General features: G+C 59.9%; 9 protein-coding genes. 4 read left to right on the top strand and 5 right to left on the bottom strand.

Annotation, left to right across the window (positions count from 1 at the left end; translation table 11 throughout):
* The 3 genes from ACEQWH_RS15620 to ACEQWH_RS15610 form a co-directional block, all read left to right on the top strand.
* A partial coding sequence (locus ACEQWH_RS15620; protein WP_370232399.1) for an acetate--CoA ligase family protein occupies positions 1 to 1,075 on the top strand: 1,075 nt, incomplete at its 5' end.
* Positions 1,072 to 1,857: a carnitinyl-CoA dehydratase gene (locus ACEQWH_RS15615; protein ID WP_370232397.1), complete on the top strand. Its 786-nt coding sequence runs from the start codon at positions 1,072 to 1,074 to the stop codon at positions 1,855 to 1,857. The genes ACEQWH_RS15620 and ACEQWH_RS15615, both read left to right, overlap by 4 nt.
* Positions 1,854 to 2,285, top strand: coding sequence for a DUF1810 domain-containing protein (locus tag ACEQWH_RS15610; protein WP_370232395.1), 432 nt, complete (start codon positions 1,854 to 1,856; stop codon positions 2,283 to 2,285). The genes ACEQWH_RS15615 and ACEQWH_RS15610 overlap by 4 nt, the downstream gene beginning before the upstream one ends.
* Here the strand turns inward: ACEQWH_RS15610 and ACEQWH_RS15605 are convergent.
* Positions 2,282 to 2,914 (bottom strand): class I SAM-dependent methyltransferase, encoded by a 633-nt coding sequence (locus ACEQWH_RS15605; RefSeq protein WP_370232394.1) that lies wholly within the window; start codon positions 2,912 to 2,914, stop codon positions 2,282 to 2,284. The genes ACEQWH_RS15610 and ACEQWH_RS15605 overlap by 4 nt on opposite strands.
* 82 nt (positions 2,915 to 2,996) lie before the next feature.
* Between ACEQWH_RS15605 and ACEQWH_RS15600 the strand changes: the two genes are divergently transcribed.
* The gene (locus tag ACEQWH_RS15600; RefSeq protein WP_370232392.1) at positions 2,997 to 3,860 is read left to right on the top strand and encodes an SDR family oxidoreductase; all 864 of its coding nucleotides are present in this window, start codon (positions 2,997 to 2,999) and stop codon (positions 3,858 to 3,860) included.
* Positions 3,861 to 3,903: 43 nt separating this feature from the next.
* On the opposite strand, the gene dxs is transcribed toward ACEQWH_RS15600, so the two are convergent.
* The 4 genes from dxs to ACEQWH_RS15580 all read right to left on the bottom strand — a co-directional run.
* Positions 3,904 to 5,832 carry a 1-deoxy-D-xylulose-5-phosphate synthase gene (gene dxs, locus ACEQWH_RS15595; protein ID WP_370232390.1) on the bottom strand — a complete coding sequence of 643 codons (1,929 nt, stop codon included), beginning with the start codon at positions 5,830 to 5,832 and terminating at the stop codon, positions 3,904 to 3,906.
* A gap of 15 nt (positions 5,833 to 5,847) precedes the next feature.
* Entirely contained in the window at positions 5,848 to 6,717 is an 870-nt protein-coding gene (locus ACEQWH_RS15590; protein WP_370232388.1) for a polyprenyl synthetase family protein, read from the bottom strand.
* 1 nt (position 6,718) lies between these two features.
* Entirely contained in the window at positions 6,719 to 6,961 is a 243-nt protein-coding gene (locus ACEQWH_RS15585; RefSeq protein WP_370232386.1) for an exodeoxyribonuclease VII small subunit, read from the bottom strand.
* Positions 6,958 to 7,759, bottom strand: an 802-nt coding sequence (locus tag ACEQWH_RS15580; protein WP_370232384.1) for a histone deacetylase family protein, incomplete at its 5' end; no start/stop codon positions are given. The genes ACEQWH_RS15580 and ACEQWH_RS15585, both read right to left, overlap by 4 nt.

Genomic DNA, 7,759 nt, shown 5'->3' with positions numbered 1-7,759 from the left:
CACGGCATTGGGCCCGATGGTCGCGCTGGCCAATCCGCTGGATTACCACACTTATATCTGGCGCGATGTGCCTGCGCTCACCCAGACTTTCGCAGCCATGTCCGATCCACAGCTGGCCATCACGCTGTTGATTATCGATATCCCGCGCACAGACCGCGGCGACCCCGAAGACTGGCTGGCCACGGTGGATGCCCTGATTGCAGCCAAACAGCAAAGCCATGGAAATTTCGGCCTTGTGGCCACTTTGCCCGAGCTTTTGCCGGAACCCTTGGCGGAACGGTTGATGGACGCGGGGATCGTTGCGTTTTCCGGTCTGACCGAGGCCATGGCCGCCATCGAAGCCGCCGCGCGCACGCGCCGTGGCCCTCAGGATCCGCTTTTGTTGCCAACACCGACGGTGGTGCCTGCGCAGGTCATATCCGAGGCGCAGGCCAAAGCGGATCTGGCGCAGCATGGCCTTCGCGTTCCGCGATCGCAGCGGGCGGCGAGCGCGTCTGAATTGGCCGATGTGATCGCCTCGGTCGGGCTGCCCTGTGTCGTAAAGGCAGAGGGCTTGGCGCATAAATCAGACATGGGCGGCGTCTATCTGGCGCGTGGCAGCGCCGAGGATGCCATCACGGCTGCGCAGTCTATGCCCTGCAACAGTTGGTTGATCGAAGAATTGGTCGACGGCACCATCGCCGAGCTTTTGATCGGCGTTGTCAAAGACCCGGCGCATGGGTTCGTTCTGACGCTTGCGGCGGGTGGTACGCTGACGGAACTTTTGCAGGATGGGACATCGCTTTTGGTGCCGGCCTCTGATGCGGACATCACCGATGCGCTGGCGCAATTGCGCATCGCAAAACTTCTTGACGGGTATCGGGGCGCTGAACCGGCTGACAAGGAGGCCGTGCTTGCAGCCATCCGCGCCGTGCAAGACTATGTTATGGCCCATGCGGACGGGCTTGAAGAGATCGAAGTTAACCCGTTGATTTGCACCCCCACCACGGCCGTTGCCGTGGATGCCTTGATCCGGCGTCTGGATGCGCCCACACACAATCAGGCCTCGTTTTCCGAGAAAGGACACGACACATGACCGACAGCCCTGTCAAAACTCGCCGCGATGGCGCGATCCTCGAGGTGACACTGGATCGCCCCAAGGCAAATGCGATCGATCTGGCGACAAGCCGCATCATGGGTCAGGTCTTTGCCGAGTTTCGAGACGATCCGGACCTGCGCGTGGCCATCATCACGGGCGGGGGCGAAAAGTTCTTCTGCCCCGGTTGGGATCTGAAGGCCGCTGCGGATGGCGACGAGGTAGATGGAGACTATGGCGTCGGCGGGTTCGGCGGCTTGCAGGAACTGCGCGATTTGAACAAACCCGTGATTGCTGCCGTCAACGGAATCGCCTGTGGTGGCGGGCTGGAGCTGGCCTTGTCTGCCGACATCATTCTGGCCGCCGATCACGCCACATTTGCCCTGCCGGAAATCCGCTCTGGCACAGTTGCCGATGCCGCCTCGATCAAACTGCCCAAACGCATCCCCTATCACATCGCGATGGAACTATTGCTGACCGGACGCTGGTTTGATGTCCAAGAGGCGCACCGTTGGGGCCTGGTCAATGAAATCGTCGCGGGCTCGGATCTAATGGACCGCGCCTGGGATCTGGCAAGGCTCTTGGCGTCTGGTCCGCCGCTGGTCTATGCTGCGATCAAAGAAGTTGTGCGCGACGCCGAAGACAGCAAATTCCAGGATGCGCTGAACCGCATCACCAATCGTCAGCTGCGGACGGTCGACGTGCTTTATGCCAGTGAGGACCAGATGGAGGGTGCGCGTGCTTTCGCAGAAAAGCGGGACCCCATTTGGAAGGGACGTTGACCGAACCATTTGATCTTGAACGATTCTTAGGCCCACAAGAGCTGTCCCACGCCAAAGCCCTGAAAGAACTGCGCAGCGGGTTAAAGCTGAGCCATTGGATTTGGTGGGAAATGCCCCAGCTGCGTGGGCTGGGAACGTCCGTTAAGTCAGTCAAATACGGTCTTTCTGATCTGACCGAAGCCCGGTTCTATCTGTCACATCCCGTGCTGGGACGGCGTCTTGTCGAGCTGTCCATGGCACTTATGGCCCATAAGGGAACGCCGCCCGAGGCGATCCTTGGCCCGATTGATGCGCGCAAAGTGCAAAGCATGGCGACGCTTTTTGAGGCCGTCCAAGGCGCGCCAGCCGTGTTTGAAGATATTCTGGACACATTCTATGCGGGGATGCGGTGCAGGCGCACCCAAGACATGCTGGCAGAGCAACCCTAGGTTTTTCGAAACGTCGCAATCACCGCAAGATCATGTCTGTGATCCGACGTGTTCTCTGGCCCATAGATCGGCAATTGCGGAAGTTGCAGGTCCGAAATCTGGGACGCAAGGCCATCGAGTTTTTCCGCAAACCCTTGCGCCTCATAGTGCTCTGCATTGATCGACAGACACAGAATCCCGCCCGCTGCTGTGATCCGCAACAGCTCGTCCAGCGCGTCTGGCCCGACGTGGCCATGGGTGAACGTGCCGGAACTGACCACTCCACAATAGGTGCCATCGGGAACTGGCAACCGTTCGGTCAGATCGCCTGTGAAAAGGCGGCGATAGACGCTCTTGGCCTGCGCCTGGTCCAACATATCTTGCGAGATATCGGTGGCATCAATCGGTGTAACCCCGTGTTGCGCCAAAACCTGCCCCAGAACGCCTGTTCCTGCCCCGACGTCCAGCACAGGCCCCTGACCGCCCTGATCCGCAAACACCCGCGCCACCTGCCCATGCAGGATATAGCCTGACCCGGCAACAAAGTCGCGGTCATAGCTGCTGGCCCAATCCGCATAAAGCCGCCGCGAGTCGTCTGGGGTACGCAACGCATAGGCCGCGCCAAGGTTAGGTGCCTGATCTTTGGTCATGCACGAAATTGACTCGCGAACGGAGGAAAAATCAAGCGCCTTGGCCTTGTAACCCCTGCCCCGAACACTCAGGTTAGCGCGCATGAGCAAGACCTTACTTTCACTCGGCCATGGTTTTTCAGCCCAAGTCCTCGCGGACCTTTTGGTTCCAATGGGCTGGCGCGTGATCGGCACGACCCGCAAACAAGAGAAATTCGCAACCCTAACCGCGCAGGGCGTCGAGCCTTTGCTATGGCCCTGCGACATCACCGATGCGCTGTCAGAGGCGACGCATGTCCTGACTTCCGCAGGCCCAGATGCAGACGGCGATCCAGTATTGCGTTTGGCTCAGGACGCGATCGTCACCGCTGCGCCAAAGCTTGAGTGGGTCGGGTATCTGTCGACCACAGGCGTCTATGGCGATCATGATGGCGGCTGGGTCGATGAAACGTCCCCGACAGAGCCAGCAACGGTACGCGGCCAGCGCCGGGTGCATGCGGAACAAGAGTGGTTGAATATTTCAGGGCTGCCGGTCCATGTGTTCCGGCTGGCCGGTATCTATGGCCCCGGGCGCGGCCCGTTTGCAAAACTGCGGCGCGGCGTGGCGCAGCGGGTGATCAAGAAAAACCAGATCTTTTCGCGCACCCATGTCGAAGACATCGCGCAGGTGCTGCTGGCCTCGATCAATGTGCCCAATCCGGGGCGGATCTATAACGTCTGTGACGATGACCCGCAGCCGCCAGAGGTCGTCATCGAGTATGCCGCCCGACTGTTGGGCATGGAGCCTCCGCCCGCCGTGCCATTTGAAGAGGCAGACATGAGCCCTATGGCGCGCAGCTTTTATTCCGACAGCAAACGCGTTCGCAATGACCGCATCAAGACCGAGCTGGGCGTCAAATTGAAGTATCCCGACTTCAAGTCAGCCCTGCACGCGATGCTGGAGCAAGAAAAAGCACAGGAAACCTAGCGCAGGTCAGAACAGCGCGTTCAAATCCAGAAATCAAAGCGCGTCAGGCGCTTTGACTGCCAATCTGCGCGATACCGAGCGTCGTTAGGACTTTGGTCTCGATCTGCTCTGCATTCATCGCCGCGACCTCATACATGTCGCGTGGGCTTGCCTGATCGATAAAGATATCAGGCAGCACCATCGACCGGTATTTCAGGCCGCCGTCAAAGGCCCCTTCTTCGGCCAACAGATGCGCCACATGCGAACCAAAGCCGCCAACGGCACCTTCTTCGATCGTAATCAGCGCCTCATGATCGGCAGCTAAAGACAGGATCATGTCGCGGTCCAAAGGCTTTGCGAACCGCGCATCCGCGATGGTCGGCGTGATACCTTTGGCGGCCAAAGCTTCCGCTGCCTTGCGCACCTCTTCCAGACGCGTGCCAAAGGACAAAAGCGCCACACGTTTGCCTTGCTGGATCATGCGGCCTTTGCCGATTTCCAGCACCTCGCCGCGCTCAGGCAGCTCGACACCCACCCCTTCGCCGCGAGGATAACGGAAGGCAATCGGGCCGTCGTCGTGGGCCACCGCTGTCGCAATCATATGCTTCAACTCGGCCTCATCCGCCGCCGCCATCACAACCATGCCTGGCAGGTTGGCCAGATAGGCCACATCAAAGCTGCCTGCATGCGTTGCGCCATCCGCGCCCACAAGACCCGCGCGGTCAATCGCGAAGCGCACTGGCAACCGCTGAATGGCGACATCATGCACAACCTGATCGTACCCTCGCTGCAAGAAGGTCGAATACATCGCGCAGAAGGGCTTCATCCCGCCCGCAGCAAGGCCCGCGCAGAACGTCACACCATGCTGTTCGGCAATCGCCACGTCAAAACACCGGCTTGGATATCGCTCTGCAAACAGGTTCAACCCGGTGCCATCAGGCATCGCGGCCGTCACCGCTACGATCTTGTCATCTTCGGCGGCCATTTCAGTCAAAGTCTGACCGAAAACGCTGGTATAACTTGGCGCGTTGCTTGGCGCTTTTTGCTGCTTGCCGGTGGGCACATCAAACTTTGCCGTGGCGTGGCCCTTGTCGCGCGCGGCCTCGGCCGGTGCATAGCCTTTGCCTTTTTGCGTAACCACATGCAACAGAATGGGGCCCGTGGCACGTTCATGCACCGTACGCAGCACAGGCAACAGCTGTTCCATATCGTGCCCGTCGATCGGCCCCAGATAGGAAAAGCCCAGCGCCTCAAACATCGTGCCGCCAACCGTCATGCCTTTCAGCATATCCTTGGCCCGTTTCGCGCCCTCACGGAACGGCTCTGGCAGCAGTGAAACAGCCCCTTTGGCCGCTGCTTTCAACTCTTGAAACGGCTCGCCTGCATAAAGTCGGCTGAGGTAGGACGACATCGCCCCAACAGGCGGCGCAATGGACATGTCGTTGTCGTTCAAAATGACAAACATCCGCTTGCCCAGATGGCCTGCGTTGTTCATCGCCTCATAGGCCATGCCCGCCGAAATCGACCCGTCCCCGATCACCGCAATCGCGTCGCCCAGGCCACCGTCACAGGTGCCGCCCAAATCCCGCGCAACCGAGAACCCCAGCGCCGCAGAAATAGACGTCGAGGAATGCGCTGCGCCAAAAGGATCAAAAACGGATTCAGACCGCTTGGTGAACCCGCTCAGACCGTCTTTCATCCGCAGCGTCCGAATCCGGTCACGCCGGCCTGTCAGGATCTTATGCGGATAGCACTGGTGGCTAACATCCCAGATCAGCTTGTCCTTGGGCGTGTCAAACACCGCGTGCAAAGCAACCGTCAGCTCGACAACGCCCAGCCCCGCCCCAAGGTGCCCGCCGGTTTCGGACACCGCTGAAATGGTTTCCGCCCGCAGCTCGTGGGCAAGCTGCGCCAACTCGGCGTCGCTGAGGTGCTTTAGATCTTCGGGTTTATTCACCCGATCAAGCAATGGCGTGTCTGGTCTGGCCGACATGGCTGATCCCTAAATTTAGCTGTCACGCGCGATAACAAAGCGGGCGGCCTCTCGCAAGGTATCGGCTTTGCTACCGTATGGATCTAGGGCTCTTGCACAGGTGTCAACAAGGTCACGCGCGCGAGATTTTGCCGCATCCATGCCCAGCAGTGACACAAAAGTCGCTTTGCCCGCCTTTTCGTCCTTGCCCAAAGTCTTGCCGACTTTCTGCGCGTCGCCTTCGATATCCAGAACGTCATCCCAGATCTGAAAGGCCAGCCCCAGAGCCTGCGCATAGGTCAAAAGCGGCGCAATATCCGCCCCCGCCATGCGCGCACCGGCTGTCGCAGACCACGCAAACAGCGCGCCGGTCTTGCCAGCCTGCAATGCTGTGATTTCGTCCAAGGTCAAAGGCACCGGCGAGGTTTCAGCCGCCATATCCAGCGCCTGCCCCAGAACCATGCCCTGCGCACCCGCAGCCCGGGCCAATGTCAACGCCAGATCCGCACGCACTGCACCACTTTCGCTGACGTCAGGGTGTGCAACACACTCAAACGCCAAGGTTTGCAACGCATCGCCCGCCAGAACAGCTGTGGCGTAATCCCACTTCACGTGCACCGTCGGCAAGCCGCGTCGCAAATCGTCATCGTCCATGCACGGCAGATCATCATGCACCAAAGAATAGGCATGCATGGCTTCAATCGCAGTCGCAGGCCAAATCGCCTGGCTGGCCGCAACATCATGCAGTCGCGCAGATTCCAACACCAGAAACGCCCGCAGCCGTTTGCCGCCCGCAGTGGCATAGCGCATGGCCTCGACCACCGGCAGATCGCCCATCTCGCGCATCACGTCGTTCAAATGGGTTTCAACCGCCAGCGCGGCGTCCTGCAGACGGGATTGGAACACGCTACAGCCCTTCGACCGGCTTCAGACCCGATGGTGCGCCCGAGCCGTCAAGCGTGATGGCGGCAACCTTCTCTTCGGCCTCTTTCAGCTTGGCTTCACAACGCGCCTTCAGCTCTGCGCCACGCTCGTAAAGCTTGATGCTGTCGTCCAACGCCACATCGCCACGCTCAAGCTGACCCACGACCTGCTCAAGTTCGGCCATCGCTTGCTCAAATGACATCTCGGAAACAGGTGTATCGCTCATTGCGCGTTCTCCTTAAGGACCTCAACATGGGCCGCCACCGACGCGGCCAAGGCCCTCAGATCATATCCGCCCTCCAGAGTCGAGACAACGCGGCCCTGACACAGGCGATTTGCCAGATCGCACAGCCGTTCCGTCAGCCATGCAAAATCCTCGGTCTGCCAGTTGAGCTGCGCCAGCGGGTCATCGGCATGGGCGTCAAACCCTGCAGAAATCAGGATCAACTCGGGCTCAAACCGCTCGATGCCGCCGAAAACCTCGCGCTCATAAAGGCGACGCATGTCAGCGCCGCTGGAATAGGGCGGCAAAGGATGGTTCCAGATATTGTTGTGCCCGCCGGTCTCATTGGCGTGACCAGAGCCTGGCCAAAGCGGGCTTTGATGCGAGGACACGAACTGCGCGCGCGGCTCGTTCCACAAAAGCGCCTGTGTGCCATTGCCGTGATGGACATCAAAATCAACGATACTGACCCGGGTCAGCCCATGACGCTCCATCGCATGTTTCGCAGCGATCGCCACATTGCCAAACAGACAAAACCCCATAGGCGTTTCCTGTTCTGCGTGATGGCCCGGCGGGCGCATCGCAACAAAGGCGTTCTGAACGTCCCCTGCCAGCACCGCATCCACCGCAGCCAAATTGGCGCCAACCGCACGACGCGCCGCCGCCACCGAACCCGGTGACATATGCGTATCCGCATCCAAGGCCACCGACCCCCGCGCAGGTGCAGCCGACAAGATCGCATCCAGATGAGACTGCGGATGACACAAAAGAATGTCAGCATCCTCACACAACGGCGCACTG

The sequence above is a fragment of the Cognatishimia sp. genome (assembly GCF_964229375.1).
Classification (GTDB): Bacteria; Pseudomonadota; Alphaproteobacteria; order Rhodobacterales; family Rhodobacteraceae; genus Cognatishimia.
The sequence above is the reverse complement of the archived record's forward strand: the minus strand, read 5'-3'. Positions and strand labels throughout refer to the sequence as shown.